This window comes from Paraburkholderia sp. HP33-1, from assembly GCF_021390595.1.
Taxonomy (GTDB): domain Bacteria; phylum Pseudomonadota; class Gammaproteobacteria; order Burkholderiales; family Burkholderiaceae; genus Paraburkholderia.
Genome location: NZ_JAJEJR010000002.1, coordinates 1,215,631 through 1,241,371, shown reverse-complemented (window position 1 = coordinate 1,241,371; position 25,741 = coordinate 1,215,631). Strand labels below are relative to the sequence as shown.

Here is a 25,741-nt window from a genome sequence, read left to right as displayed (position 1 = left end):
ATTCGATGAATTCCCCCAAGGTCGTGGTCGAAGGGCTGTGCAAGGTGTTTGGCGCCAACCCGAAACAGGCGCTCGCGATGCTGGCCGGCGGCGCCACGAAAGAGGAGGTGTTCGCCCGCACCGGTCAGATCGTCGGCGTACACAACGCGTCGTTCGAGGTTCGGGAGGGCGAGATCTTCGTGCTGATGGGCCTGTCCGGCTCGGGCAAGTCGACGCTGATTCGCCTGATCAATCGGCTCGTCGAACCGAGCGCCGGCAAGGTGCTGATCGACGGCCGCGATGTCGCGAGCGTGCCGCGCGCCGAGCTGACCGCGCTGCGGCGCAAGGACATGAGCATGGTGTTTCAGTCCTTCGCGCTGATGCCGCAGCGCAACGTGCTGGCCAACGCGGCGTTCGGGCTCGAGGTCGCGGGCGTCGGGCGCAAGGAGCGCGAAGCGCGGGCGCTGACGGTGCTCGAACAGGTCGGCCTCGCGCCGTTCGCGCAGAAATTGCCCGCCGAGCTGTCGGGCGGCATGCAGCAGCGTGTGGGACTCGCGCGGGCGCTCGCGGTCAACCCGTCGCTGATGATCATGGACGAGGCGTTCTCCGCGCTCGATCCGCTCAAGCGCAAGGAAATGCAGAACGTGCTGCTCGAACTGCAACGCGAGCAGCAACGCACGATTCTGTTCGTGTCGCACGATCTGGAGGAAGCGATGCGCATCGGCACGCGTATCGCGATCATGGAAGGCGGCCGCGTCGTGCAGATCGGCACGCCGCGGGAAATCATCAAGAACCCGGCCGACGACTACGTGCGCGCGTTCTTCGAAGGCATCGACACGAGCCGCTATCTGACGGCCGGCGATCTGATGCAGACCGACGCCGTGCCGCTGATGCACGCGCCGCAGATCGATGCGTCGAGCGTCGCCGCGATGCTCAACGGCAGCGCCGACTACGCGTTCGTGCTCGACAGCGAGCGCCGGATTCGCGGCTTCGTGTGCCGCGATGCCACCGGCAGCGCGTCGCCGCAGCTCAACCAGATCGAATGCATCCGCCGCAGCACGCCGCTCAACGACGTGGTCGAGCGCGTCGTGGCGAGCCGCGCGCCGCTGCCGGTCGTCGAAGCGGACGGTTCCTACTGCGGCTCGGTCAACAAGACGAACGTGCTGAACGTTCTCACGCGCCATCGAGGTTCCCATGTCTGAAGTCATTCCACTTGGCGCCTGGGTCGATCACGGCGTTCACTATCTGCTCGATCACGACGCGAAGACTTTCGACACGATCGGCAAGGTCATCGAGAGTTTCGCCGCGGCGGTCGAGCACGGATTGCAGGCCGTGCCGATGTGGGCGCTGATGGCGTTTTTCGTCGGCATCGGCTTGTGGCGTGTCGGCTGGCGCTTCGCGCTGTTCACGCTGGCCGCGCTGCTGCTGATCTACGGCACCGGCTTCTGGGATCAGATGGTGATCACGCTCGGCCTCACGCTGTCGTCGACGGTGATCAGCCTCGTGCTGGGTGTGCCGCTCGGCATCTGGATGGCGAAGAGCCGCACCGTCGAGATGATCGTGCGCCCGGTGCTCGATCTGATGCAGACGATGCCCGCTTTCGTCTACCTGATTCCGGCCGCGATGCTGTTCGGCCTCGGCCGCGTGCCGGGCATCCTGTCGACCGTGATCTTCGCGATGCCGCCCGCGGTACGTCTGACCGCGCTCGGCATCAAGCACGTGAATCACGAAATCGTCGAAGCGGGACAGGCGTTCGGCTGCACGCCGTGGCAACTGTTGTACAAGGTGCAGTTTCCGAACGCGCTGCCATCGATCATGACCGGCGTGAATCAGACCATCATGATGGCGCTGTCAATGGTGATCATCGCGTCGATGGTCGGCGCGGGCGGCCTCGGCAACGACGTGCTCGCCAGCATCCAGCGGCTCGATATCGGGCTCGGCTTCGAAAGCGGGATGTCGGTCGTGATGCTGGCGATCATTCTGGACCGCATCACCGAGAGCTTCGGCCGGGCGCCGGGCAAGTCGCGCGCGCCGCTGTTCGCGGGATTGCGCCAGGCGCTGAAAGTGCGCCGCGAGCCGGCGCCGCAACACGGCTGATCGATCCGCCCATGAAGCGCGACCCAATCGCCTGCGCCGAAGCCGATGCACGGCTGTCCGCCGTCGCGCACGTCGGCTTCCTGACGCTGCCGAACTTTTCGATGATCGCGTTCACCAGCGCGGTCGAGGTGCTGCGCATGGCGAACTACGTGGGCCGCGCACAGCACTACCGGTGGTCGGTGATCACGCCGGACGGCGAGCCCGCGCGCGCGAGCAACGGCATTACGGTGAAGCCGACCACCACGCTCGCCGAAGCCGGCATGCCGGACCTGCTGCTCGTGTGCGCGGGCTGGTACGTGCGCGACTATGTGAACGACGCGGTGGTCGCGCTGCTGCGCGAAGTCGCCGGACAACGCGTGCCGCTCGGCGGCATCTGCACGGGTCCGTACGCGCTGCTCGCGGCCGGGCTGCTCGACGGCTATCGCGCGACCGTGCATTGGGAGGACATGTCGCCGTTGCACCAGCGCTATCCGCACGTGCATTTCGACGACGAACTGTTCGTGATCGACCGCGACCGGCTGACCTGCACCGGCGGCACCGCGCCGCTCGATCTGATGCTGCATCTGGTCGGCAAACGGCTTGGGTCCGCGGTGGCCGCGCAGGTGTCGGAGCAGTTCATCGTCGAGCGGATTCGCGGCTCGACCGATTACCAGCACATTCCGGTCGACGCGCGGGTCGGTCTGTCGCGCGCCGAACTGATCGAAGTGGTGCGGCTGATGGAAGCGAACATCGAGGAACCGCTGTCGCTCGACGAACTCGCGCGGCTCGTCAACCTGTCGCAGCGTCATTTGCAGCGGATGTTCAAGCTCTTCCTGAACGTGTCGCCGACGCATTACTACCTGAGCCTGCGACTGCGCCGCGCGCGCGACCTGCTGCGCAATACCGACGCGTCGATCGCGCGCGTGACCACGGTGTGCGGTTTTCATTCGCCGTGTCATTTCAGCAAGGCGTATCGCGCGCAGTTCGGGCATGCGCCGAGCGTCGAGCGGCGGCAGCCGGTGTAGCGGCCGAATTCAGATCGCCTGCGCGCGGCCCGGAAACGTTTCGTCGTAGCACGAGCCATCGTCAGCTTGCGCCGCCGTGCCGCGCTGCTCGCGATACATCATCGGCGGCAGGCCGAACTGCTTGCGAAATTCGCGTCCCAGGTGCGAGGCGTCGGAAAAGCCGCAGCTCGATGCGATATCGGCGACGGTCTTGTCCGAACTCGTCAACAGCCACGCGGCGGTGCGCAGGCGCACCTGCTTTGCGTAGGCCTGCGGCGCCTTGCCGGTCTGCGCCTTGAACAGCCGTTCGAGCTGACGCGGCGACAGATCGAGCTTGCGCGCCAGTTCGTCGAGCGACAGCGCGCGGCCCACGTGCTGCTCCATCAGCAGAATCGCGCGCTTGACCTTCGGATGCGAGGCCGGCGCGAGACCGGGCGGATGCGGCTGCGGCGCGTTGCCTTTCTGCAGGTCGTCGACTAGCAGGATGCGCAGCGCCTTCTGCACCGTGGCGGGTTCGAAATGACGCAGCAGGATTGCGGCGGCGACGTCGATCGACGCGCGCCCGCCGGAGCACGTAATGCGCCGGCGGTCGATCACGAACAGCCGGTCGGCGACCAGCATCTCTTCGTCGACCGACGGAAAGCGCTCGATGAAATCCCAGTAATGAAACCAGCTCACGCAGATGCGATGCCCGGCGAGCACGCCCGCGCGCATCAGCGAGAACACGCCGGTGCACATGCCGACCAGCGTCGCGTCGTCAGCGGCGGCGCGCCGGATGAACGCGAGCGTCGCCTCGCTCGCCGTAGGCCCCGAGTGCAGCAGTCCGCCGACCACCACCACGTAGTCGAACGGCTCAGCGGTCTCGAAGGTTTCCCACGGCGTGATCTGGATGCCGCAACTCGCGCGCACGGGAGCAAGGGTTTCCCCGATCACGCTCCACGAACAGCGCACCGGCTTGCTGAAGTCACCTTCGTCAGCGGACAGCCGCAGCAGGTCGACGAAACCCGAGAACGCGGTCAGCGTGAAGTTCGGCAGCAGGATGATGCCGAAGCGGATGCGCTGCTTCGCGGCCGCGTCGAGCGATGGAGGAGGAAGCGTTTCAGCGGAATTCATGCGCGCGGCGGGTCGGCGAAAAGAACTGCGAAAGAGGAGCGAACGCAAATCAGAAGGGTGGCAGCAAGCATAGCACCGCGGACCTTCGGCATCGCCGGCCGCAATCGGGGCGCCTGTCGCAAATGCGTCGGAAGTCATCGCAAATGCGTCGCGAGGCTTGTCGGGCGGGCCGTCCGATGGCTCACTTGACGAGGCCATCCCACCGCGATGCCGTTTTTGTTCTATCGATCCAGCCCGGCGTGCGGTGCAATAGGCGCACATTCCATCCGGCCATCGCAACTCGCAGGGCACAACGCACAGGGCACGCCATGAACGTCAGCGTCTTCGATCTGTTCAAGATCGGCATTGGTCCATCGAGCTCACACACGGTCGGGCCGATGATCGCCGCGTGCCGCTTCGTGTCGCATATCGAGGACGCGAATCTGCTCGGCTTCGTGCGGCGCGTGAGGGTTGAACTGTTCGGCTCGCTCGGCGCGACCGGCAAGGGTCACGGCACCGACAAGGCGGTGCTGCTCGGCCTCGAAGGCAATCTGCCCGACCGGCTCGATCCGGACCTGATCGAGCCGCGGCTGCGGACGATCCGCGAGACCAGACAGCTCGCGCTGCTCGGCAAGCATCCGGTCGCGTTCGACCCGCGCGAACATCTTGGCTTCTTCCGCAAGCTGATGCCGGGTGCACCGGGCTCGGGCGTCGTGCATCCGAACGGCATGCGCTTTCAGGCCTTCGACGAAAACGCTCAGCTACTCGTCGAAAAAGAGTATTACTCGATCGGCGGGGGCTTCGTCGTCAATCGCGAAGGGGATCGCGTGAATGGCCGGCGCGCGGGTGCGGAGGTGCCGTATCCGTTTCGCACCGGCGCCGATCTGATGCGCGTGTGCCGCGAAAGCGGTCTGTCGATCGCCGAAGTGACGTTGCGCAACGAGTGCGCGACGCGGCCCGAGCACGAAGTGCGCGAAGGCCTGCTGGCGATCTGGCGCACGATGGCCGCGTGTGTCGAGCGCGGCTGCAAGGTGCGCGGCGAACTGCCCGGCCCGATGCACGTGAAGCGCCGCGCGGCCGACCTGTGCGAGCGTCTGCGCGCACGCTCGGAGGAGTCGCTGCGCGACCCGCTGTCGATGCTCGACTGGGTCAACCTCTATGCGATGGCAGTCAACGAGGAGAACGCCGCGGGCGGCCGGGTCGTTACCGCGCCGACCAATGGCGCAGCCGGCGTGATCCCGGCGGTGCTGCACTACTACGTGAAGTTCATGCATGCGGCGAACGATGCAGGCATCGTCGATTTTCTGCTGACCGCCGCCGCGATCGGCATCATCTACAAGGAAACCGCGTCGATCTCCGGCGCTGAAGTGGGCTGCCAGGGCGAAGTTGGCGTGGCCTGCTCGATGGCCGCCGCGGCGCTCGCAGCCGTGATGGGCGGCACACCCGCCCAGGTCGAGAACGCCGCCGAAATCGGCATGGAACACAACCTCGGCATGACGTGCGACCCGGTCGGCGGGCTCGTGCAGATTCCGTGCATCGAGCGCAATGCGATGGGCGCGATCAAGGCGATCAACGCGGCGCGACTCGCGATGAAGGGCGACGGCAAGCACGTGGTGTCGCTCGACAGCGTGATCCGGACGATGCGCGAAACCGGCGCCGACATGAAGACGAAATACAAGGAGACGTCGCGCGGCGGTCTGGCCGTGAACGTCATCGAGTGTTGAACCGCCCGCAGTATCAGCAAAACCGCAAAGGACCGACGATGAGCCGCTATTCGATATTCAGCCTGCTGCGCAACGGGATGTCGTATCACGAGAACTGGGAGCGGCAATGGCGCAGCCCCGAGCCTAAACGTGAGTACGACGTCGTGATCGTCGGCGGCGGCGGGCATGGTCTCGCGACCGCGTACTACCTCGCGAAGGAACATGGCGTGCGCAACGTCGCGGTGCTCGAGAAGGGCTGGATCGGCGGCGGCAATACCGCGCGCAACACCACGATCGTGCGTTCGAACTACCTGTGGGACGAATCCGCCGCGCTCTATGAGAAGGCCATGAAGCTGTGGGAAGGGCTCGCGCAGGATCTGAACTACAACGTAATGTTCAGTCAGCGCGGCGTGATGAATCTCGCGCATACGCTGCAGGACGTGCGCGACACCGAACGCCGTGTGAACGCGAACCGCCTGAACGGCGTCGACGCCGAATTCCTCACGCCCGCGCAGATCAAGGAAATCGAGCCGACCATCAATCTGAACAGCCGCTATCCGGTGCTCGGCGCATCGATCCAGCGGCGCGGCGGCGTGGCCCGGCACGATGCGGTGGCGTGGGGTTTCGCGCGCGGCGCGGATCAGGCGGGCGTCGATATCGTGCAGAACTGCCAGGTCGTCGGTATTCGCCGCAACGGCAACCAGGTGACGGGCGTCGACACGACGAAGGGCTTCATCAAGGCGAAGAAGGTCGCGGTGGTCGCGGCCGGCAATACGTCGACGCTCGCCGATATGGCAGGCGTGCGGCTGCCGCTCGAAAGCCATCCGTTGCAGGCGCTGGTGTCGGAGCCGATCAAGCCGGTCGTCAACACAGTCGTGATGTCGAACGCGGTGCACGCGTATATCAGCCAGTCCGACAAGGGCGATCTCGTGATCGGCGCGGGCGTCGATCAGTACACGGGCTTTGGGCAACGCGGCAGCTTCCAGATCATCGAGGGCACGCTCGAGGCGATCGTCGAAATGTTCCCGGTGTTTTCGCGCGTGCGGATGAACCGGCAGTGGGGCGGCATCGTCGATGTGTCGCCGGACGCGTGCCCGATCATCGGCAAGACCGACGTGAAGGGGCTGTATTTCAACTGCGGGTGGGGGACGGGCGGCTTCAAGGCGACGCCCGGCTCGGGATGGGTCTATGCGCACACCATCGCGAAGGACGAACCGCATCCGTTGAACGCGCCGTTTTCGCTGGATCGGTTCTATACCGGTCATCTGATCGATGAGCATGGCGCTGCCGCCGTGGCCCATTAGTCGACAAGGAGACACACATGCTGCTGATCGAATGCCCGTGGTGCGGTCCCCGCGCCGAAACCGAATTCTCCTGCGGCGGCGAGGCGGATATCGCCCGCCCGCTCGACACCGAATCGCTCACCGACGAGGAATGGGGCGACTACCTGTTCATGCGCAAGAACCCGCGCGGCTTGCATCGCGAGCAATGGCTGCACGCGCAGGGCTGCCGGCGCTGGTTCAAGGCGCAGCGCGACACCGTCATCTACGCGTTCCAGGGCTACGAGACGTTCGAGCGGCCGCTGCTGGCGCTGGACAGTAGCGACGCACAGATGGCACAGGTAAAGGCACAAGAGGGCAAGGCATCATGAGCCAGAAAGACCGACTCCCGACCGGCGGGCGCATCAACCGAGCCGTTGCGCTCAAGTTCACGTTCAACGGCGTCGAGTATCAGGGTTATCAAGGCGATACGCTCGCGTCCGCATTGCTCGCGAACGGCGTGCATTTCGTCGCCCGTAGCTGGAAATATCATCGGCCGCGCGGCATCGTGACCGCGGGCGTCGAGGAGCCGAACGCGGTCGTGCAACTCGAGACCGGTGCCTACACGGTGCCGAACGCGCGGGCCACCGAAGTGGAGCTGTACCAGGGGCTCGTCGCGAGCAGCGTGAACGCGAAGCCGAGCATCGAGAAGGACCGCATGGCGATCAACCAGAAGATCGCGCGCTTCATTCCGGCGGGCTTCTACTACAAGACCTTCATGTGGCCGCGCAAATTCTGGCCGAAGTACGAGGAAGCGATTCGCGATGCGGCCGGCCTCGGCACCGCGCCGCAACAGCGCGACGCGGACCGCTACGACAAGTGCTTCGCGCATTGCGACGTGCTGGTGGTCGGCGGCGGCCCGACCGGGCTCACGGCCGCACACGCTGCCGCTTTGTCCGGCGCGCGCGTGATGCTCGTCGACGATCAGCCTGAGCTTGGCGGTTCGCTGCTGTCGTGTAGCGCGCAGATCGACGGCAAGCCCGCGCTGCAATGGGTGCAGAAAATCGAGGACGAATTGCGGCAGTTGCCCGACGTGAGGATCCTGAGCCGCAGCACCGCGTTCGGCTACCAGGACCACAATCTCGTCACGGTCACGCAGCGCCTGACCGATCATCTGCCCGTGTCGCAACGCAAGGGCACGCGCGAACTGCTGTGGAAGATCCGCGCGAAACGCGTGATTCTGGCGACCGGCGCGCATCAGCGGCCGATGGTGTTCGGCAATAACGATCTGCCCGGCGTGATGCTCGCGTCGGCGGTGTCGACGTATCTGCATCGGTATGCGGTGCTGCCGGGGCGCAACGCGGTCGTGTTCACGAACAACGACGACGGCTATCAATGCGCGCTCGACCTGACAGCGGCCGGCGCGCAGGTGAGCGTCATCGATCCGCGCGCAGGCGAATCGAAGGGCACGCTGCCTGCGCTTGCGCGTCGCCTCGGCGTCAAGGTGATGAGCGGCACGGTCGTCACGTCGGCGCACGGCAAACTGCGCGTCGCTTCGGTGACGCTCGCCTCGTACGCGCAAGGGCAGATCGGCGCGCAACAGGGCGAGCTGCCGTGTGATCTGGTCGCGATGTCGGGCGGCTGGAGCCCGGTGCTGCATCTGTTCGCGCAGTCGGGCGGTAAGGCGCATTGGCATGACGACAAGGCGTGCTTCGTGCCGGGTAAGGCGGTCCAGGCAGAGACCAGTGTCGGCGCGTGTGCGGGTGACTTCGCGCTCGGCCGGGGGATCCGTTTCGCAGCGGATGCCGGTGTCGAAGCGGCGCGCGCGGCCGGGCACATCGTCGCGCGGCCGAAGCCGCTGCAGGTCGCCGAGTTGAACGAAGCGAAGCTGGAGCCGCTGTGGCTCGTCGGCGGACGTGAGCTGGCCACGCGCGGACCCAAGCAGTTCGTCGATTTCCAGAACGACGTCGCCGCCGCCGATATTTTCCTCGCCGCGCGCGAAGGCTTCGAGTCCGTCGAACACGTGAAGCGCTACACCGCGATGGGCTTCGGCACCGACCAGGGCAAGCTCGGCAACATCAACGGCATGGCGATTCTCGCGCAGGCGCTCGGCAAGACCATTCCCGAGACCGGCACGACGACTTTCCGGCCGAACTACACGCCGGTCACGTTCGGCGCGTTCGCCGGCCGCGAACTGGGTGAATGGCTCGATCCGGTGCGCAAGACGGCGGTGCACGAATGGCACGTGGAACACGGCGCGGCGTTCGAGGACGTCGGCAACTGGAAGCGTCCGTGGTACTACCCGAAGACGGGCGAGGACATGCACGCGGCGGTCGCGCGCGAAGCGCTCGCGGTGCGTACGAGCGTCGGCATTCTTGATGCATCGACGCTCGGCAAGATCGACATTCACGGCCCCGACGCCGCGAAACTGCTGAACTGGGTCTACACCAATTCGTGGACCAAGCTCGAAGTGGGCAAGTGCCGCTATGGCCTGATGCTCGACGAAAACGGCATGATCTTCGACGACGGCGTGACCGTGCGCCTCGCCGAGCACCATTACATGATGACGACCACCACCGGCGGCGCGGCCCGTGTGCTCACGTGGCTCGAACGCTGGCTGCAAACCGAATGGCCCGACCTGCGCGTGCGGCTCGCGTCGGTCACGGACCACTGGGCGACGTTCGCGGTGGTCGGACCGATGAGCCGCAAGGTGCTGCAAAAGGTCTGCGGCGACATCGACTTCGCGAACGCGGCGTTTCCGTTCATGACGTATCGCGAAGGCACTGTCGCGGGCGCGGCGGCGCGCGTGATGCGCATCAGCTTCTCGGGCGAACTCGCTTATGAGGTGAACGTGCCAGCGAACGTCGGGCGTGCGGTGTGGGAAGCGCTGATGGCTGCGGGCGCGCAGTACGACATCACGCCGTACGGCACTGAGACGATGCATGTGCTGCGCGCGGAGAAGGGCTACATCATCGTCGGCCAGGATACGGACGGCTCGATGACGCCGCATGACGTCGGCATGGGCGGGCTCGTCGCGAAGTCGAAGGACTTCCTCGGCAAACGCTCGCTCGCCCGCTCGGACACCGCGAAGGCGGGGCGCAAGCAACTGGTCGGGCTGCTAGCGGAGGATGCGTCGTTCGTGATACCCGAGGGCTCGCAGATCGTCGCCGGTCCGTTCCAGGGCGACACCGCGCCGATGCTCGGGCACGTGACGTCGAGCTATTACAGCCCGATCCTGCAGCGCTCGATCGCGATGGCGGTCGTCAAGGGCGGTCTCGACAAGATCGGTACGACCGTCACGATTCCGCTCGCGAGCGGCAAACAGATCGCGGCGAAGATCGCCAGTCCGGTGTTCTACGACAGCGAAGGAGCACGTCAACATGTGGAATGAAAGAGGCGCAACGGTATCGATCGTGGATCGCACGATTGGGCGGCAAAGCGGCGTGTGGCAGGAGTCTCCGCTGGTCGGCGCGGTTGCGTTGCTGAAGCAACACCAGGCCAACGCAACGGCCGCGTTCCGGCTCGGCGAGCGGCCGTTTCTCGAACTCGTGAACGTGCGCGGCGATACGCGCGACGCGGCGTTCATCCGCGCGGTAGAACAGGTGATCGGGTGCAAGCCGCCGGAACAGGCGAACACGGTTGCGCGCGGCAACGGCTACGACATGGTGTGGCTCGGCCCGGACGAATGGCTCGTGCGCTCGGAGGCCGCGCACGACGCGACACGTACTGCGCCGTTGCAGGGCAAGCTCGGCACGGCGTTCGCGGGGGTGTTCGCATCGGCGGTCGATGTCGGCAGCGGCTATACGGTGCTCGAAATCAGCGGCACACGGACGCGCGAGGTGCTCGCGCGCGGCTGTCCGCTCGATCTGCATCCCAAACTGTTCGGCGTGGGGCAGTGCGCGCAGAGCCACTATTTCAAGGCGTCGATCACCTTGCTGCCCACTGGCGCGGACAGCTTCGATATCGTCGTGCGCCGCAGCTTCGCGGACTACTTCGTCAGGATCATGCTCGACGCCGCCGAGCCGTTGATGTCCTGAGCGATGCACGTTTCGCGTTGCTGATTTCGCCATGACGTCGACACGGGCGGCCACCGCTCGTCTCACGGCGCGCGCGTGCGACGAGCGCGATGCCGGCGCCGCGCTTGCGCTGCTCGATCAAAGCATCGCGTTGCGTCACCGGCGCATTGCGCTGATCCGCTATCTGCTCGCGCGCGAGCTCGGCGCGCCGCTCGAAGCACGGCATCACGCGTACGTCGAAAAGGTCGCAGCCCGTCTGAGCGCGGATGCGCTTGCGCGGATCGCCGGCGCCGCGCGTGCGCGGCTGCGCGCGTAACTACACGGCGTATCAATGGCCGCCGCCATCCAGCGCCGTGAGGATCTGATGCGCGGCGCTCACGCGCGCCTCGTTCGGGAAGTTGCGGTTGGCGAGTATCACGATGCCGACGCGCTTTTGCGGCACGAACGCGACATACGCACCGAAGCCGTTGGTCGAACCGGTCTTGTTGATCCAGACGTTCTGCTGCGGCGGCAACGGCGGTTTGATTTCGGTCGACGGAGTCCCGTTGAGGACCATCTGCAGCGAATTCCCGGCGAGCAAGGTCTGCAACTCGACCGGATAGGGGTACTGCTCCCAGATCAGATCCTGGGTCAGCACGCCGGCCTGAAAGTAGCCGGTATGCGTCTGTGTGATCGCGCGCTGCAACTGACTGTCGACAGGAATCAGGTTCATGTTCGCCTGCACGAACCGCAGCATATCCGCGGCGGTCGACCTCACGCCGTAGGCTTCGGCGGAAAGCACGCCGCCCGTCAAGCGGACCGGCGCACCGTCTTTCGCATAGCCCTGCGCGTAGTTATTCATTTTCGCCGCGGGGACGTCGAGGTAGGTGCTGTTCATACCGAGGGCCGGAAACACGCGTTGCTGCATCAGCACGGTGAAGTCCTGTCCCATGCTCTTCGCGGTGATCAGCCCGAGTGTTCCGATGCCGGGATTGGAGTAGGTCCGGAACGTGCCCGGCGCATGAGCGGGCTGCCAGTCGTGGAAGTACTGCAGCAATTGCGCGTCGTTATGAATGTCGTCCGGCACCTGTAGCGGCAGACCGCCAGGGGTGTGCGTACCGAGGTTCAGCAGGCTGACTTTGCCGAACGGGCGGCCGCGCAACGTCGGCAGATAGCGCTCCGTGCCGTCCGACAACGACAGCTTGCCGTCGAGCTGCGCATACGACGCGAGCGTCGCCGTGAAGGTCTTGCTGATCGAGCCGAGTTCGAACAGCGTATCGCGCGTGACCGGCTTGCCGGTTTGCGTCCACGCGACGCCGTAGTTGTACACGTATGGCTTGCCGTCGTCGATCACGCCGACCGCCATCCCGGCGATATGGTACTTCGCCATCAGCGGCCGGATCGCGGCATCGACGGTGGGCTTGAGTTGCGCGGCGATCGGCTCGGCCGCGTGGCTCACGGGTGAGATCGCACACAGCGTGAGCATTGCGAACGTGGCGGTCGAGATGAGATTGAGCGCGCGGGTCTTCATTGCAGACGGGTCCTTGTTTCTGGGGCGTGGATCGGCGATTCGGCTGAGGTCGCCACTATCGGGCTTGTGCGAACGGCTGGCAAACGAGGATAAGTTGGGCGTGGGTAAAGAAAAAGTTGTGGGCTTCGACTCGCGCGACGCAGGCGTTGTCGGTTCAAGCCAAACGCGTGTCGTGTTCGGCACAGGTGCCGCTGCGGGCGAACGCTACGCTCGTGGAACGGTACGCCGCGCGGCGTGCATGGCGTGCCGCTCACAGACATGGAGACGAGACAATGAGCAGCAACCGCGGCGTCGTGTATCTGGGGCAGGGCAAGGTCGAAGTGCAGTCCATCGATTATCCGAAGATGGTCGATCCACGTGGCCGTTCGATCGGTCACGGCGTGATCCTGAAGGTGGTGAGCACGAATATTTGCGGCTCCGATCAGCACATGGTGCGCGGTCGCACGACCGCCGAGGTCGGCCTCGTGCTCGGCCACGAGATTACTGGAGAAGTGATCGAGTTGGGGCGCGACGTCGAGACGCTGCAGATCGGCGATCTGGTGTCGGTGCCGTTCAACGTTGCCTGTGGACGTTGCCCGACCTGCAAGGCGCAGCACACGGGAGTGTGTCTGAACGTTAATCCGTCGCGCGCGGGCGGCGCGTATGGCTATGTCGACATGGGTGGTTGGATCGGCGGCCAGGCCGAATACGTGCTGGTGCCGTACGCGGACTTCAATCTGCTCAAATTTCCGGACCGCGCGCAGGCGATGTCGAAGATCCGCGACCTGACCTGCCTGTCCGACATTCTGCCGACCGGCTATCACGGCGCCGTGATGGCCGGCGTAAAGCCTGGCGCTACCGTCTATATCGCCGGTGCGGGACCGGTCGGCATGGCGGCGGCTGCGTCCGCGCGTCTGTTGGGCGCGGCCTGCACGATCGTCGGCGACATGAACGAGGCGCGCCTCGCGCATGCGCGCATGATGGGCTTCCAGACCATCAATCTGTCGAAGGACGCCACGCTCGGCGAACAGATAGAGCAGATCCTCGGCAACCCCGAAGTGGATTGCGCGGTGGATTGCGTCGGCTTCGAAGCACATGGTCATGGCAGCAGTGGCTCGCACGAGGAGGCCCCGGCCACGGTGCTCAATTCGCTGATGGAAATCACCCGCGCGGCTGGCGCGATCGGCATTCCTGGCCTCTACGTGACTGACGATCCGGGTTCGGCCGATGCAGCCGCTCGCAAGGGCAGCCTCAGTTTGCGTTTCGGACTAGGCTGGGCCAAGTCGCATTCGTTCCACACCGGGCAGACGCCCGTCATGAAGTACAACCGCAACCTGATGCAGGCGATTTTGTGGGATCGTTTACCGATCGCCGATATCGTCAACGTGACGGTGGTGTCGCTCGACGATGCGCCCGACGGATATCGGCAATTCGACGGCGGCGCGCCGAGGAAGTTTGTGATCGACCCGCATGGGCTGTTGAAGGCGGCCTGAGATTCGTTGGCCGCTCATGCGCTGCGTGGCCTGCTGCGCACGCAGCGCGTGCGTGCGTTGTTCAAGCCGCCAGCACCGGCGCACTCGACAATGAAGGCGCCTGCTTGCGACGCTCGCGGGTCGGCGCGGTGCCGAACGCATCGCGATAGCTCTTCGAGAAGTGGCAGGCCGACTGGAAGCCGCACGCCATCGTGATGTGCATGATCGACATGTCGGTCTGTAACAGCAGCTCGCGCGCGCGCCGCAAGCGCAGCGTCAGATAGTAGTGCGTAGGCGTCATGCCCAGATGCTCGCGAAACACGCGTTGCAACTGCCGTTGCGACATGCCGGCGAGCCGCGCGAGTTCTTCGCGCGACAGCGGCTCTTCGATGTTGTTCTCCATCAGCGAGATCACTTCGAACAGCGACTTGTTGGCCGAGCCGAGCCGCGCGACGAGCGGCATCTTCTGCTGCGCGCTGGTGTCGCGCACGTGTTCGACGATGAACTGCTCAGCGATCTGCGTGACGCGCGCAGTACCGACGCGCGGCCCGATCAGGTTCAGCATCATATCGAGCGGCGCGACGCCGCCGGTACAGGTCACGCGATCGCGATCGATCACGAAGAGCTCTTTCAGAAAGCGCGTAGCGGGAAACTCCTCTTTCAGCGCCGACATGTTTTCCCAATGAATCGCGCACGCGTAACCCGCCAGCAGACCGGCGCGCGCGAGCGCGTAGGTGCCTGTGCACAGACTGCCGAGCACGCAGCCCATGCGCGCGAAACGGCGCAGCGCGGACAGATGATCGGCGGTGGTGGAGCGCTGCACGTCGATGCCGCCGACCACGAACACGATATCCGGTTGACCGACGCATTCGACCGGGCCCGTATCGACGGATAACCCGTTGCTCGCCATCACCGGTCCGCCTGCGGGACTCACGATCGACCAGCGGTAAAGCGTCTGGCCCGTCAGATAGTTCGCCATGCGTAGCACTTCGATCGCATTGCTGAAGGCGATCATCGTGAAGTTGGGAACCGGCATGAATGCAAAATGCGACAGCGACGCCATGCGATCGGTGGACATGAGAACGGTCATTCCTGAGCTGAATTTCGCGTCGCCGTAGGGAGGGCGACTCTGTCAATTCTGAGTATCAGGGCAACTACCGTGCCATCAGGCTAAACCCCTGGATGCTGCACAAAACGCCTGGAATGACTAAGCAATCGCCTGATGAAAGGGCACCCGCGCGGCACCAGAACGACGCGGCGCCGCCCGCGCACGCACCCGATCGGCGCAGCAAAACCGCTTTCCAGTGCAGCCCTGCGCGTGCGAATCGCGCCGACTTGTCGAAAAAGGACTCGCATGGCGGAAAAGGCAAAGAACACGTCTGAATTCATAAATCGGCGCGCGGGCGGACCGTCAAGAATAGACGCAAGGCGAAGCGGTGGCGCTACCCCACCGCAACCCGCAGCGGCCTTTCCGTCAACGATCTCACGGACCTTCCATGTCGAACCCGAATCCCTTCTTCGAAGACTCGCTAGCGGCGCACGATCCGGCGGTGCGCGGCGCCATTCTGAAAGAACTCGAGCGCCAGCAGTCGCAAGTCGAGCTGATCGCGTCGGAAAACATCGTGTCGCGCGCGGTGCTCGACGCACAGGGCTCCGTGCTGACCAACAAATACGCGGAAGGGTATCCGGGCAAGCGCTACTACGGCGGTTGCGAATACGTCGACGCGATCGAGACGCTCGCGCTCGATCGCCTCAAACAGCTTTTCAATGCGAAGTTCGCCAACGTGCAGCCGCATTCCGGCGCGCAGGCGAACGGCGCGGTAATGCTCGCGCTCGCGAGGCCGGGCGATACGGTGCTCGGCATGTCGCTCGACGCGGGCGGGCATCTGACGCACGGCGCGAGGCCCGCGTTGTCGGGCAAGTGGTTCAACGCGGTGCAGTACGGCGTGCGGCGCGACACGATGCTGATCGACTACGAGCAGGTCGAGGAACTGGCGCAACAGCACAAGCCCGCGCTGCTGATCGCCGGCTTTTCCGCCTATCCGCGTGCGCTGGATTTCGCGCGGCTACGTGCGATTGCCGATGGCGTCGGTGCGAAGTTGATGGTGGACATGGCGCATATCGCCGGCGTGATCGCGGCGGGCCGTCATGACAATCCGGTCCCGCATGCGCACGTGGTGACGTCGACCACACACAAGACCTTGCGCGGTCCGCGCGGCGGCTTCGTGCTGACGAATGACGAGGAGATCGCGAAGAAGATCAACTCGGCGGTGTTCCCCGGCTTGCAGGGGGGGCCGCTCATGCACGTGATCGCCGGCAAGGCGGTCGCATTCGGCGAGGCGCTGCAGCCGGGCTTCAGAACTTATATCGACAACGTGCTCGCGAACGCGCGGGCGTTGGGCGAAGTGTTGAAAGCGGGCGGCGTCGATCTGGTCACGGGCGGTACCGACAACCATCTGCTGCTGGTCGATCTGCGGCCGAAGGGGCTCAAGGGCAATCAGGTGGAACAGGCGTTGGAGCGTGCGGGCATCACCTGCAACAAGAACGGCATTCCGTTCGATACGGAAAAGCCGACCGTTACCTCCGGCATTCGTCTTGGCACGCCGGCGGCCACGACACGCGGCTTCGGCGTCAGCGAGTTCCGCGAGGTCGGGCGTCTGATCGTCGAGGTGCTCGATGCGCTGCGCGCGTCCCCCGACGGCGACGCCGCAACGGAACAACGCGTGCGCCGCGAGATTTTCGCGCTGTGCGACCGCTTTCCCATCTACTGAGTCCGCGCGGAGCAAACGATGAGTCAACTGCACGAGAACAGCATCATCATCGACGGGCTGAACATTTCGAAGTTCGAGCGCTCGGTGTTCGAGGACATGCGCAAGGGCGGCGTGACCGCGGTGAACTGCACGGTCTCGGTCTGGGAGAGTTTTCAGAAGACCGTCGACAACATCGCCGAAATGAAGCAGCAGATCCGTCAATACAGCGAGATCCTCACGCTGGTGCGCACCGCCGACGATATCTTTCGCGCGAAGAAAGAGAACAAAACCGGCATCATTTTCGGCTTCCAGAACGCGCACGCGTTCGAGGACAACCTCGGCTATATCGAAGCGTTCAAGGATCTCGGCGTCAACGTGGTGCAGCTTTGCTACAACACGCAGAACCTCGTCGGCACCGGTTGCTACGAGCGCGACGGCGGTCTGTCCGGTTACGGGCGCGAAGTGATTCAGGAGATGAACCGCGTCGGCATCATGGTCGACCTGTCGCATGTGGGCGGCAAGACGTCGTCGGAGGCGATCGCGGCGTCGAACAAGCCGGTCTGCTATTCGCATTGCTGTCCCTCGGGGCTCAAGGAGCATCCGCGCAATAAGACCGACGAGCAGTTGAAGGAAATCGCCGATGCGGGCGGCTTCGTCGGCGTGACGATGTTCGCACCGTTCCTGAAGCGTGGAGCGGAGGCGACCGTCGAGGACTATATCGAAGCGATCGAGTACGTAGTCGACCTGATCGGCGAAGACCAGGTGGGAATCGGCACCGATTTTACGCAGGGCTATAGCACCGAGTTCTTCGACTGGATCACGCACGACAAGGGCCGTTATCGCCAGTTGACGAACTTCGGCAAGGTCGTGAATCCCGAAGGCATCCGCACGATCGGCGAGTTTCCGAACCTCACGGCCGCAATGGAACGCGCCGGTTGGAGCGAGACACGCATCCGCAAGATCATGGGTGAAAACTGGGTACGGGTGTTCGGCGAAGTCTGGAAGGTGTGAGCTTTGCCCCTTCTTTATAGCGGATAACAACGGAGCCCCCACATGCAACCCCAACTGCCTATCGACGTTGATCCGGACACCGGTGTTTGGACCACCGACGCGCTGCCGATGCTCTACGTGCCGCGTCATTTCTTCACGAACAACCACGTCGCTGTTGAAGAAGCGCTCGGCCGCGACACGTACGAGCAGATTCTCTACAAGGCCGGCTACAAGTCCGCCTATTTCTGGTGCGACAAGGAAGCGAAGCAGCACGGCCTTGCCGGCATGGCGGTGATCGAGCATTACCTGAACCGTCTGTCGCAGCGCGGCTGGGGCCTGTTCAGCGTCATCGAAGCCGATCCCGCGAGTTCGCATGCGCGCATCGAATTGCGCCACTCGTCGTTCGTGCTCGCGCAGCCGGGCAAGACCGGCAAGCTCTGCTACATGTTCGCGGGCTGGTTCGCGGGCGCGATTGACTGGGTCAACGATACGGCGCCCGACGGCACGCGCAAGGGGCCGCCGTCGCGATCGCAGGAAGCGCGCTGCGCGGCGGAGGGGCACGAGCACTGCGTGTTCGAAGTCTCGCCCCACACGTCAATCTAATCCGGGCATTCCGAGGTCGATCGCGATGCGTTACCCGAACCTTTTCAAGCCGCTCACGTTGAACAAGCTGACGCTGCGCAACCGCATCGTCAGTACCGCGCATGCGGAGGTCTATGCGGAGCCGGGTGGCCTGCCCGGCGACCGTTATATCCGCTACTACGAGGAAAAGGCGAAGGGCGGCGTCGGACTTGCGGTGTGCGGCGGTTCGAGCCCGGTGTCGATCGACAGTCCGCAAGGCTGGTGGAAATCGGTGAATCTCGCCACGGATCGAATCGTCGATCCGCTCGCGCGGCTCGCCGAAGCGATGCACGCGCATGGCGCGAAAATCATGATTCAGGCCACTCACATGGGACGCCGCTCGGCGTTTCACGGCGAGCACTGGCCGCATCTGATGTCGCCGTCCGGTGTGCGCGAGCCGGTGCATCGCGGCAACGCGAAGATCATCGAGGTCGAAGAGATCTGCCGCATCATCGGTGACTTCGCGGCGGCCGCGAAGCGCGTCAAGGATGCGGGCATGGACGGCATCGAAATCTCGGCCGCGCACCAGCATCTGATCGATCAGTTCTGGAGCCCGCGTACCAACTTTCGCACCGACGAATGGGGTGGCTCGCTCGAAAACCGCCTGCGTTTCGGCGTCGAAGTGTTGCAGGCGGTGCGCGCGGCGGTGGGCGCCGATTTTTGCGTCGGCCTGCGCATGTGCGGCGACGAGTTCCATGAAGACGGGCTCGATCACGAACAACTGAAGGAAATCGCCCAGGCGATGAGCGAGAGCGGCCTGATCGACTATCTCGGCGTGATCGGTTCCGGGGCGGACACCCACAACACGCTCGCCAACTGCATGCCGCCGATGGCGCTGCCGCCCGAGCCGTTCGTGCATCTCGCGGCGGGCATCAAACAGGTCGTGAAGGTGCCGGTGATGCACGCGCAAAGTATTCGCGACGCGGGCCAGGCCGAGCGGCTGCTCGCGAGCGGTATGGTCGACCTCGTCGGCATGACGCGCGCGCAGATCGCCGACCCGCATATGGTCATCAAGATCCGCGATGGCCGCGAGGACGAAATCAAACAGTGCGTCGGCGCGAACTACTGCATCGACCGTCAGTACAACGGGCTCGACGTGCTGTGCGTGCAGAACGCCGCGACGTCACGAGAAGCGACGATGCCGCACGTGATCGCCAGGTCGCGCGGACCGAAGCGCAAGGTCGTCGTGGTCGGCGCGGGACCGGCGGGACTCGAAGCAGCGCGCGTCGCGAAGTCGCGCGGTCACGACGTGGTGCTGTTCGAGAAGAACGATTACGTGGGCGGCCAGATCATGCTCGCGGCGAAAGCGCCGCAGCGCGAGCAGATGGCGGGCATCGTGCGCTGGTTCGACATGGAGACGAAGCGCCTCGGCGTGGATCGCCGTCTCGGTGTCGCCGCCGACGAGCGCATCATCATGGCCGAGAAGCCGGACATCGTCGTGCTTGCCACGGGCGGCTCGGCGTTCACGTCGCAGGTCGCGGCGTGGGGTGTCGATACAGGGCTCGCGGTCAGTTCATGGGACGTGCTCGCCGGCAAGGTCGAGCCGGGCAGGAACGTGCTCGTGTACGACGGTGTCAGCACGCATGCGGGCGCGGGCGTGGCCGATTTCATCGCGAGCCGCGGCGCGAACGTGGAGATCGTCACGCCCGACGTGAAGGTCGCCGACGACGTCGGCGGCACGACGTTCCCGATCTTCTATCGCCGCCTCTACGCGCAAGGCGTGATCCACACGCCGAACTACTGGCTCGACAAGGTGTACGAAGAGGACGGCAAGAAGATCGCCGTGATCCGCAACGAGTACACCGAGGAGCAGGAAGAGCGCGCGGTCGATCAGGTGGTGATCGAAAACGGCAGCGTTCCGAACGACCAGCTTTACTGGAAGCTGAAGCCGGAATCGGTCAATCGTGGCCAGGTCGACGTACACAAGCTGTTCGCGTCCGAACCGCAGCCGTGTCTCGACGAGGCGCTCGGCAACGGTCGCTTCCTGCTGTTCCGGGTCGGCGACTGCATCTCGATGCACAACATTCACGGCGCGATCTACGACGCGCTGCGCCTTTGCAAGGATTTCTGACGATGAGCCCCGTGTTTGTCATCACCGTCCTGCTGTGGGTGTCGGTGGCCGGTCTAGCGTTCGCGCTCGCACGCCGCGCCGCCTACTGGCGCGAAGGCCGCGCGAGCGCCGCGGGCGCGTATGGTTGGGCCAATCTGCTCGCGATCCCGAAGCGTTACTTCGTCGACCTGCATCGTGTGGTCGCGCGCGATCCGTACATCGCACGCACGCACGTTGCCACGGCTGGAGGCGCGATCCTCGCAATGGCGCTCGTGTTCGTCAACTACGGGCTCGCGATCTACTCGCCGTGGCTCGACAAGCTGATTTTTCTCGCCGCGCTGGCAATGTTGATCGGCACGGCGTTTGTGTGGCGCCGCCGGCATGGCGCGAAGGTGGTTCCCGCGCGGCTCTCGCGCGGGCCGTGGGATCAGTTGCCGATGCTGCTCGGCGCGTTCGCGCTCGGTCTCGCGCTGTTCACCGCGCTGCCCGCGACGGCCCTGTCCGGCGCGTTCGCCGTGCTCGTCGCGCTGCTGATCGCGGCCGGCGCATTCACGATGACGTTCGGCGCGGCGCGTGGCGGTCCGATGAAACATGCGTTGGCGGGGCTCCTGCATCTTGCGTTTCATCCGCGTCAGGAGCGCTTTGCCGATTTCGCCGCATCTCGCGAGGCCGTGCCGCCCACCGCGCTGAAAACACCGCAGCTCGACGCGAAAGAATACGGTGTCGGCAAACCGGTCGAATTCCGCTGGAACCAGTTGCTCAGCTTCGACGCCTGCGTGCAATGCGGCAAATGCGAAGCGGCGTGCCCCGCCTTCGCTGCCGGTCAGCCGCTCAATCCGAAGAAGCTGATTCAGGATCTCGTCACCGGCATGGTCGGCGGCACCGACGCGCACTACGCGGGCAGCCCGACGCCCGGCATTCCGGTGGGCACGCACGCGGGCGCACCCGGCAAGCCGCTCATTTCGACTTTGATCGAAGCGGACACGCTGTGGTCCTGCACGACCTGCCGCGCCTGTGTGCAGGAGTGTCCGATGCTGATCGAGCATGTCGACGCGATCGTGGACATGCGCCGCAATCAGACGCTCGTCGAGGGCAGCGTGCCGGGCAAAGGGCCGGCGACGCTCGCGAATCTGCGCGAAACCGGCAGCGTGAACGGCTACGACATCGGCGCGCGTTACGACTGGGCCGTCGATCTGCAGGTGCAGGTCGCGCAGCCGGGGCGTCACGTGGACGTGCTGCTGATCGCCGGCGAAGGCGCGTTCGACATGCGCTATCAGCGCACGCTGCGCGCGCTCGTCAAGGTGCTGAACCGCGCGGGTGTCGATTACGCGGTGCTGGGCGGCGTAGAAACCGATACCGGCGACACCGCGCGGCGGCTCGGCGACGAAGCGACATTCCAGCAACTGGCCCGCACGCTGATCGGCACGCTCGCGCGGTACTCGTTCACGCGCATCGTTACAGCCGACCCGCATGTGCTGCATAGCCTGCGCAACGAATATCGCGCGCTCGGCGGCTTCTATCGGGTTCAGCATCACACGGCCCTGATAGACGAGTTGATCGCTTGCGGCAAGCTGTCGCCGCGCGCGGCCGCCGCGGTCGCAGAGCGCAGCATCACGTATCACGACCCCTGTTATCTAGGCCGCTACAACGGCGAGACGGAAGCGCCGCGTCGCGTGCTGAAGAGCATCGGCATCAAGGTGGTCGAGATGGAGCGTCACGGTCTGCGCGGGCGCTGCTGCGGTGGCGGCGGCGGTGCACCGCTCACGGATATTCCCGGCAAACGGCGGATTCCCGACATCCGTATCGAGGATGCGCGCGCGAGCGGCGCGGAGATCGTCGCGGTCGGCTGCCCGAATTGCACGGCGATGCTCGAAGGGGTGGTGGGGCCGCGTCCGGAAGTGCTCGACGTGGCCGAACTGGTCGCGGCGGCGCTGGAGTAACGCGATGATGAATACGCTCAAACGGATCGATCCGCGCCGCCCGTTCACGCTGACGGCGGAGGGACTCAAACGCATCACGCTCGGCGCGGTTGGCGTCGCGGACGCCGGGGCCGCCACGCTATCGGCTGCACGTCGGACCGCGCATCACGAACAGCCGAAGCCGCGCCGCACGATAGCCACGCCGAATCATGTGCTGCTGGTCGCCGCCCATGCGGAGCGCGGCGCACTCGATGTACACGCACGCCAGACGCTCGCCGGCGCCGCACTGATCGCGGATGACTTCACTGAGGTCGTGCTGCTCGTGTTCGGCCAATTCTCCGGCGATGCCGCCGCGCTCGGTGCCGACAAGCTGATCGAATTGCCGATGTTCGATTGCCGCACGTACGCGCCCGCCGATGAACTGAACGCCTTGGCCGCCTGCGTCGCGGCCTACGCGCCAACTCATGTCTTTCTGCCCGACAACGCGACGGGCGATGGCGACCTCGGCCGGCGTTATGCGGCGGCGGCCGATGCAAGCGTTGCGACGCATGTCGTCGAGATCGATGCCGGGCACGTCGCCAGTTATGTTCGCGCGAATACGGCGCTCGCCTATCGCGCGCTGCCCGAGGTCGTGCTGCTCGCGCCGAATGCGGTCGATCCGAAGCTGCCGTTCGTCGGCGCGGGCGAGCGGGTCGCGTGGCGCTTCGACCGCGAGGCAGACGCCACAGCGGCGCAGCGCGCGGTACGCGATCTCGGCATCGACGAAATCGACGCCGCGCAAGTCGCACTGGAAGAAGCGGACTTCATCGTGTCGGCGGGCAACGGCGTGAGCGACGTGCCCGCGTTCGAGCGGCTCGCGGGCACCCTCGGCGCCGCGATCGGCGCGAGCCGGGTCGCCGTCGACGATGGCAAGTTCACGCGCGACAAACAGATCGGTGCGACCGGCAAGACCGTCGAGGCGAGCGTGTACATCGCGTTCGGCATCTCGGGCGCGGTGCAGCATCTGCAGGGCATCAAGGATTGCCGCCACGTGATCGCGGTGAATCTCGACGCGAGCGCGCCGATCGCGAAGCGCGCGAATCTGACCGTGATCGCGGACGCGCAGGAAACCATCGCGGCGCTCAACGAAGCGGCTGCGGCGGCGCGCGGCGCGCGCGCGACCTCGGCCGCGCTGCTGGAGCCGGGCAGGCTCGCCGAAGGAGTGCTCGCATGAAGATCGCCGTGCTGGTATCAGTCGGACGTCATCCGGTCAGTGGCGTGGCGCGCTACAGCCGCAACGATGCGGCCGCGTTGGCGCTGGCGCTGTCGCTCGCCAGAACGCATGGCGCGACGCTCGACGTGCTGCACGCGGGCGATCCGTCGAACGCTGCGTTGAAGGAGTATCTGGCGCTCGGCGCGCGCTCGGTCGAAGCGCTCGACATGCCGCCCGACGCCGATCCGGTGCCGCACCTCGCCGCGCGCTTGCGTGGGTACGAAATGGTGCTGACCGGCACGCGTGGTGAAGGCGGCTTCGATAGCGGCATGCTGCCATATCGCGTCGCGCATGCGCTGGCGGTGCCGCTCGTTGGCGCGGTCGTTGATCTGAGCGTCCGCGCCGCTTGCGCGCAGGTCCGGCAGTACATGCCGAAGGGCGTGCGACGGCGCGTCGAGGTGCAACTGCCCGCGTTGATCGCCGTGCATCCGCTCGCGAACGCCGTGACGTCGTACGCCTATGCGCGGCTGCGCGAAGGCACGATCCAGTGCAACGCCGCGCCTGCCGCGAACCACCAGCACAGTACCGCTCCCGACCAGTCCGCATGGACCATCCGCCCCGCAACCCCGAAACCGGTGCGGCTCGCCGCCGCCGAAAAGCGCTCGGGCCACGCGCGCATGCTCTCGGCGACGACGACCGAGAGCCGCGGCGGCAGCGTCGTAATTGAAGGGAGTTCCGTCGAAAAAGCACAAGTGATCCTCGCGTATTTGCGCGAGCATCAACTGGTGGATTACTAGGGCCTGGCGCGGCGCCAGACGTGACACGCAACGGAGCACAAAATGAAAGTTTCCGCAGACGTTCGCACAATGATCGAACGCCGCAAGCCGAATTACACACTCGAAGCGCCGTTCTATACGAGCGAGGATATTTTCGCGCTCGACCTCGACGCGATTTTCCGGCGGCACTGGATTCAGGTGGCGGTCGAGCCCGATGTGCCCGAACCAGGCGACTACGTGACGGTGGAAATCGGTGACGATTCGATCCTGATCGTGCGCGACGATGACATGCAGGTGCGCGCGTTTCACAACGTGTGCCGCCATCGCGGTGCACGTCTGTGCAATACCGGCAAGGGCTCGCTCGGCAATATCGTCTGTCCGTACCACAGCTGGACTTACAGCCTGAACGGCGACCTGATGTTCGCCGAACACATGAGCGAGCAGTTCGACCGCTGCAAGCATAGTCTGAAAGCAGTGCACGTCGAGAATCTCGCCGGGCTGATTTTCATCTGCCTCGCCGAGCAGCCGCCCGCCGATTTCTCCGTGATGCGCGCCGCGATGGAGCCGTATCTGTTGCCGCACGATCTGGCCGGCTGCAAGATCGCCGCGTCGATCGACATCATCGAAGAGGGCAACTGGAAGCTCACGATGGAGAACAATCGCGAGTGCTATCACTGCGTCGCGAACCATCCCGAGTTGACCATCTCGCTGTACGAGTACGGCTTCGGTTATCAGCGCACACCAGCAAACGAGGAGGGCATGGCCGCGTTCGATGCGACGGTCGCACGCCGCACCGCGCAGTGGGAGGCGATGCGGTTGCCGTCGGCCGAAATCGAGCGGCTCGCCGATCTCGTCACCGGGTTTCGCACGCAGCGTCTGCCGCTCGATCGCGACGGCGAATCGCAGACGCTCGATGCGAAGGTCGCGTCGAAGAAACTGCTCGGCGGTTTCGAGCTGCCCGATCTCGGTGGACTTTCTTTCTGGACCCAGCCGAACTCGTGGCATCACTTCATGAGCGACCACATCGTCACGTTCTCGGTAATTCCGCTGTCGGCCGGCAAGACACTGGTACGCACCAAGTGGCTCGTGCACAAGGACGCGCGCGAGGGCATCGATTACGCCGTCGACAATCTGACCGCCGTGTGGCGCGCGACGAACGACCAGGATCGCGCGCTCGTCGAATATTCGCAGCGCGGCGCGATGAGCAGCGCATATGAGCCCGGTCCGTACTCGCCGTTCACCGAAGGGCTCGTCGAGAAGTTCTGCGAGTGGTACGTCGGCCGTCTTGCGGATTACGACGCGAACCCGCAGACGTTGCACGGCGAGAAAGTCGTGTCGTTCGTGCGCTGAGCG

Annotated in this window: 21 protein-coding genes; 18 read left to right on the top strand and 3 right to left on the bottom strand. The window is 65.1% G+C overall.

From position 1 onward, the window contains the following. Positions 1-5 precede the first annotated feature (5 nt). Genes L0U81_RS21610 through L0U81_RS21600 form a run of 3 tightly spaced genes read left to right on the top strand, consistent with a single transcriptional unit; the run spans position 6 to position 3,080 of the window. Positions 6-1,181: a quaternary amine ABC transporter ATP-binding protein gene (locus L0U81_RS21610; protein ID WP_233805548.1), complete on the top strand. Its 1,176-nt coding sequence runs from the start codon at positions 6-8 to the stop codon at positions 1,179-1,181. Then, on the top strand, positions 1,174-2,076 hold the full coding sequence (gene choW / locus L0U81_RS21605) for a choline ABC transporter permease subunit (protein WP_233805547.1): 903 nt from the start codon (positions 1,174-1,176) through the stop codon (positions 2,074-2,076). Before L0U81_RS21610 ends, choW begins: the two co-directional genes overlap by 8 nt. An 11-nt stretch (positions 2,077-2,087) precedes the next feature. Beyond that, positions 2,088-3,080, top strand: coding sequence for a GlxA family transcriptional regulator (locus tag L0U81_RS21600; RefSeq protein ID WP_233805546.1), 993 nt, complete (start codon positions 2,088-2,090; stop codon positions 3,078-3,080). Between the two features lie 9 nt (positions 3,081-3,089). Here L0U81_RS21600 and L0U81_RS21595 read toward each other — a convergent pair whose 3' ends face one another. Then, entirely contained in the window at positions 3,090-4,172 is a 1,083-nt protein-coding gene (locus tag L0U81_RS21595) for a GlxA family transcriptional regulator (RefSeq protein ID WP_233805545.1), read from the bottom strand. 308 nt (positions 4,173-4,480) lie between these two features. Between L0U81_RS21595 and L0U81_RS21590 the strand changes: the two genes are divergently transcribed. From L0U81_RS21590 to L0U81_RS21565, 6 genes are read left to right on the top strand one after another with little or no spacing between them, the layout of a single operon-like run. Then, positions 4,481-5,875 (top strand): L-serine ammonia-lyase, encoded by a 1,395-nt coding sequence (locus L0U81_RS21590; protein WP_233805544.1) that lies wholly within the window; start codon positions 4,481-4,483, stop codon positions 5,873-5,875. A gap of 38 nt (positions 5,876-5,913) precedes the next feature. Continuing rightward, positions 5,914-7,158 carry a sarcosine oxidase subunit beta family protein gene (locus L0U81_RS21585; RefSeq protein WP_233805543.1) on the top strand — a complete coding sequence of 415 codons (1,245 nt, stop codon included), beginning with the start codon at positions 5,914-5,916 and terminating at the stop codon, positions 7,156-7,158. A gap of 17 nt (positions 7,159-7,175) precedes the next feature. Then, positions 7,176-7,505, top strand: coding sequence for a sarcosine oxidase subunit delta (locus L0U81_RS21580; RefSeq protein WP_233805542.1), 330 nt, complete (start codon positions 7,176-7,178; stop codon positions 7,503-7,505). Continuing rightward, on the top strand, positions 7,502-10,504 hold the full coding sequence (locus L0U81_RS21575) for a sarcosine oxidase subunit alpha family protein (protein ID WP_233805541.1): 3,003 nt from the start codon (positions 7,502-7,504) through the stop codon (positions 10,502-10,504). The genes L0U81_RS21580 and L0U81_RS21575 overlap by 4 nt, the downstream gene beginning before the upstream one ends. Further along, on the top strand, positions 10,494-11,150 hold the full coding sequence (locus L0U81_RS21570; protein WP_233805540.1) for a sarcosine oxidase subunit gamma: 657 nt from the start codon (positions 10,494-10,496) through the stop codon (positions 11,148-11,150). The genes L0U81_RS21575 and L0U81_RS21570 overlap by 11 nt, the downstream gene beginning before the upstream one ends. Before the next feature lie 31 nt (positions 11,151-11,181). Beyond that, a complete protein-coding gene (locus L0U81_RS21565; RefSeq protein WP_233805539.1) occupies positions 11,182-11,445 on the top strand; it encodes a hypothetical protein in 264 nt (87 codons plus the stop codon). A 12-nt stretch (positions 11,446-11,457) separates the two neighbouring features. Here the strand turns inward: L0U81_RS21565 and ampC are convergent, their stop codons facing one another. After that, complete coding sequence (gene ampC / locus L0U81_RS21560; RefSeq protein ID WP_233805538.1) at positions 11,458-12,639, bottom strand: class C beta-lactamase; 1,182 nt, start codon at positions 12,637-12,639, stop codon at positions 11,458-11,460. Positions 12,640-12,911: 272 nt separating this feature from the next. On the opposite strand from ampC, the gene fdhA reads away from it, so the two are divergent. Beyond that, positions 12,912-14,111: a formaldehyde dehydrogenase, glutathione-independent gene (gene fdhA, locus L0U81_RS21555; RefSeq protein ID WP_233805537.1), complete on the top strand. Its 1,200-nt coding sequence runs from the start codon at positions 12,912-12,914 to the stop codon at positions 14,109-14,111. A gap of 61 nt (positions 14,112-14,172) precedes the next feature. On the opposite strand, the gene L0U81_RS21550 is transcribed toward fdhA, so the two are convergent. Then, positions 14,173-15,168, bottom strand: coding sequence for a GlxA family transcriptional regulator (locus L0U81_RS21550; RefSeq protein ID WP_233805536.1), 996 nt, complete (start codon positions 15,166-15,168; stop codon positions 14,173-14,175). Between the two features lie 418 nt (positions 15,169-15,586). Between L0U81_RS21550 and L0U81_RS21545 the strand changes: the two genes are divergently transcribed. The 8 genes from L0U81_RS21545 to L0U81_RS21510 are packed head-to-tail and all read left to right on the top strand — an operon-like array spanning position 15,587 to position 25,738. Next, complete coding sequence (locus L0U81_RS21545; protein ID WP_233805535.1) at positions 15,587-16,861, top strand: serine hydroxymethyltransferase; 1,275 nt, start codon at positions 15,587-15,589, stop codon at positions 16,859-16,861. Between the two features lie 18 nt (positions 16,862-16,879). Beyond that, positions 16,880-17,851, top strand: coding sequence for a dipeptidase (locus L0U81_RS21540; RefSeq protein ID WP_233805534.1), 972 nt, complete (start codon positions 16,880-16,882; stop codon positions 17,849-17,851). Between the two features lie 42 nt (positions 17,852-17,893). Further along, positions 17,894-18,433 (top strand): DUF5943 domain-containing protein, encoded by a 540-nt coding sequence (locus L0U81_RS21535; RefSeq protein WP_233805533.1) that lies wholly within the window; start codon positions 17,894-17,896, stop codon positions 18,431-18,433. A gap of 25 nt (positions 18,434-18,458) precedes the next feature. Continuing rightward, positions 18,459-20,522 carry an NADH:flavin oxidoreductase gene (locus L0U81_RS21530; RefSeq protein ID WP_233805532.1) on the top strand — a complete coding sequence of 688 codons (2,064 nt, stop codon included), beginning with the start codon at positions 18,459-18,461 and terminating at the stop codon, positions 20,520-20,522. A gap of 2 nt (positions 20,523-20,524) precedes the next feature. Next, entirely contained in the window at positions 20,525-22,441 is a 1,917-nt protein-coding gene (locus tag L0U81_RS21525; protein WP_233805531.1) for a (Fe-S)-binding protein, read from the top strand. Positions 22,442-22,448: 7 nt separating this feature from the next. Next, the gene (locus L0U81_RS21520) at positions 22,449-23,633 is read left to right on the top strand and encodes an electron transfer flavoprotein subunit alpha/FixB family protein (protein ID WP_233807875.1); all 1,185 of its coding nucleotides are present in this window, start codon (positions 22,449-22,451) and stop codon (positions 23,631-23,633) included. Then, positions 23,630-24,409, top strand: a complete 780-nt coding sequence (locus L0U81_RS21515; RefSeq protein WP_233805530.1) for an electron transfer flavoprotein subunit beta/FixA family protein — start codon at positions 23,630-23,632, stop codon at positions 24,407-24,409. The genes L0U81_RS21520 and L0U81_RS21515 overlap by 4 nt, the downstream gene beginning before the upstream one ends. Before the next feature lie 42 nt (positions 24,410-24,451). Beyond that, complete coding sequence (locus L0U81_RS21510) at positions 24,452-25,738, top strand: aromatic ring-hydroxylating oxygenase subunit alpha (RefSeq protein WP_233805529.1); 1,287 nt, start codon at positions 24,452-24,454, stop codon at positions 25,736-25,738. The last annotated feature ends 3 nt before the right edge of the window (positions 25,739-25,741 follow it).

Bases quoted from the DNA above. Each gene is read 5' to 3' on its own strand.
- L0U81_RS21600 (WP_233805546.1), top strand. From the start codon at position 2,088: ATGAAGCGCGACCCAATCGCCTGCGCCGAAGCCGATGCACGGCTGTCC.
- ampC (WP_233805538.1), bottom strand. From the start codon at position 12,639: ATGAAGACCCGCGCGCTCAATCTCATCTCGACCGCCACGTTCGCAATG.
- L0U81_RS21575 (WP_233805541.1), top strand. From the start codon at position 7,502: ATGAGCCAGAAAGACCGACTCCCGACCGGCGGGCGCATCAACCGAGCC.
- L0U81_RS21565 (WP_233805539.1), top strand. From the start codon at position 11,182: ATGACGTCGACACGGGCGGCCACCGCTCGTCTCACGGCGCGCGCGTGC.
- L0U81_RS21545 (WP_233805535.1), top strand. From the start codon at position 15,587: ATGTCGAACCCGAATCCCTTCTTCGAAGACTCGCTAGCGGCGCACGAT.
- fdhA (WP_233805537.1), top strand. From the start codon at position 12,912: ATGAGCAGCAACCGCGGCGTCGTGTATCTGGGGCAGGGCAAGGTCGAA.
- L0U81_RS21535 (WP_233805533.1), top strand. From the start codon at position 17,894: ATGCAACCCCAACTGCCTATCGACGTTGATCCGGACACCGGTGTTTGG.
- L0U81_RS21515 (WP_233805530.1), top strand. From the start codon at position 23,630: ATGAAGATCGCCGTGCTGGTATCAGTCGGACGTCATCCGGTCAGTGGC.
- L0U81_RS21525 (WP_233805531.1), top strand. From the start codon at position 20,525: ATGAGCCCCGTGTTTGTCATCACCGTCCTGCTGTGGGTGTCGGTGGCC.
- L0U81_RS21585 (WP_233805543.1), top strand. From the start codon at position 5,914: ATGAGCCGCTATTCGATATTCAGCCTGCTGCGCAACGGGATGTCGTAT.
- L0U81_RS21580 (WP_233805542.1), top strand. From the start codon at position 7,176: ATGCTGCTGATCGAATGCCCGTGGTGCGGTCCCCGCGCCGAAACCGAA.
- choW (WP_233805547.1), top strand. From the start codon at position 1,174: ATGTCTGAAGTCATTCCACTTGGCGCCTGGGTCGATCACGGCGTTCAC.
- L0U81_RS21595 (WP_233805545.1), bottom strand. From the start codon at position 4,172: ATGAATTCCGCTGAAACGCTTCCTCCTCCATCGCTCGACGCGGCCGCG.
- L0U81_RS21570 (WP_233805540.1), top strand. From the start codon at position 10,494: ATGTGGAATGAAAGAGGCGCAACGGTATCGATCGTGGATCGCACGATT.
- L0U81_RS21540 (WP_233805534.1), top strand. From the start codon at position 16,880: ATGAGTCAACTGCACGAGAACAGCATCATCATCGACGGGCTGAACATT.
- L0U81_RS21610 (WP_233805548.1), top strand. From the start codon at position 6: ATGAATTCCCCCAAGGTCGTGGTCGAAGGGCTGTGCAAGGTGTTTGGC.
- L0U81_RS21550 (WP_233805536.1), bottom strand. From the start codon at position 15,168: ATGTCCACCGATCGCATGGCGTCGCTGTCGCATTTTGCATTCATGCCG.
- L0U81_RS21510 (WP_233805529.1), top strand. From the start codon at position 24,452: ATGAAAGTTTCCGCAGACGTTCGCACAATGATCGAACGCCGCAAGCCG.
- L0U81_RS21530 (WP_233805532.1), top strand. From the start codon at position 18,459: ATGCGTTACCCGAACCTTTTCAAGCCGCTCACGTTGAACAAGCTGACG.
- L0U81_RS21590 (WP_233805544.1), top strand. From the start codon at position 4,481: ATGAACGTCAGCGTCTTCGATCTGTTCAAGATCGGCATTGGTCCATCG.
- L0U81_RS21520 (WP_233807875.1), top strand. From the start codon at position 22,449: ATGAATACGCTCAAACGGATCGATCCGCGCCGCCCGTTCACGCTGACG.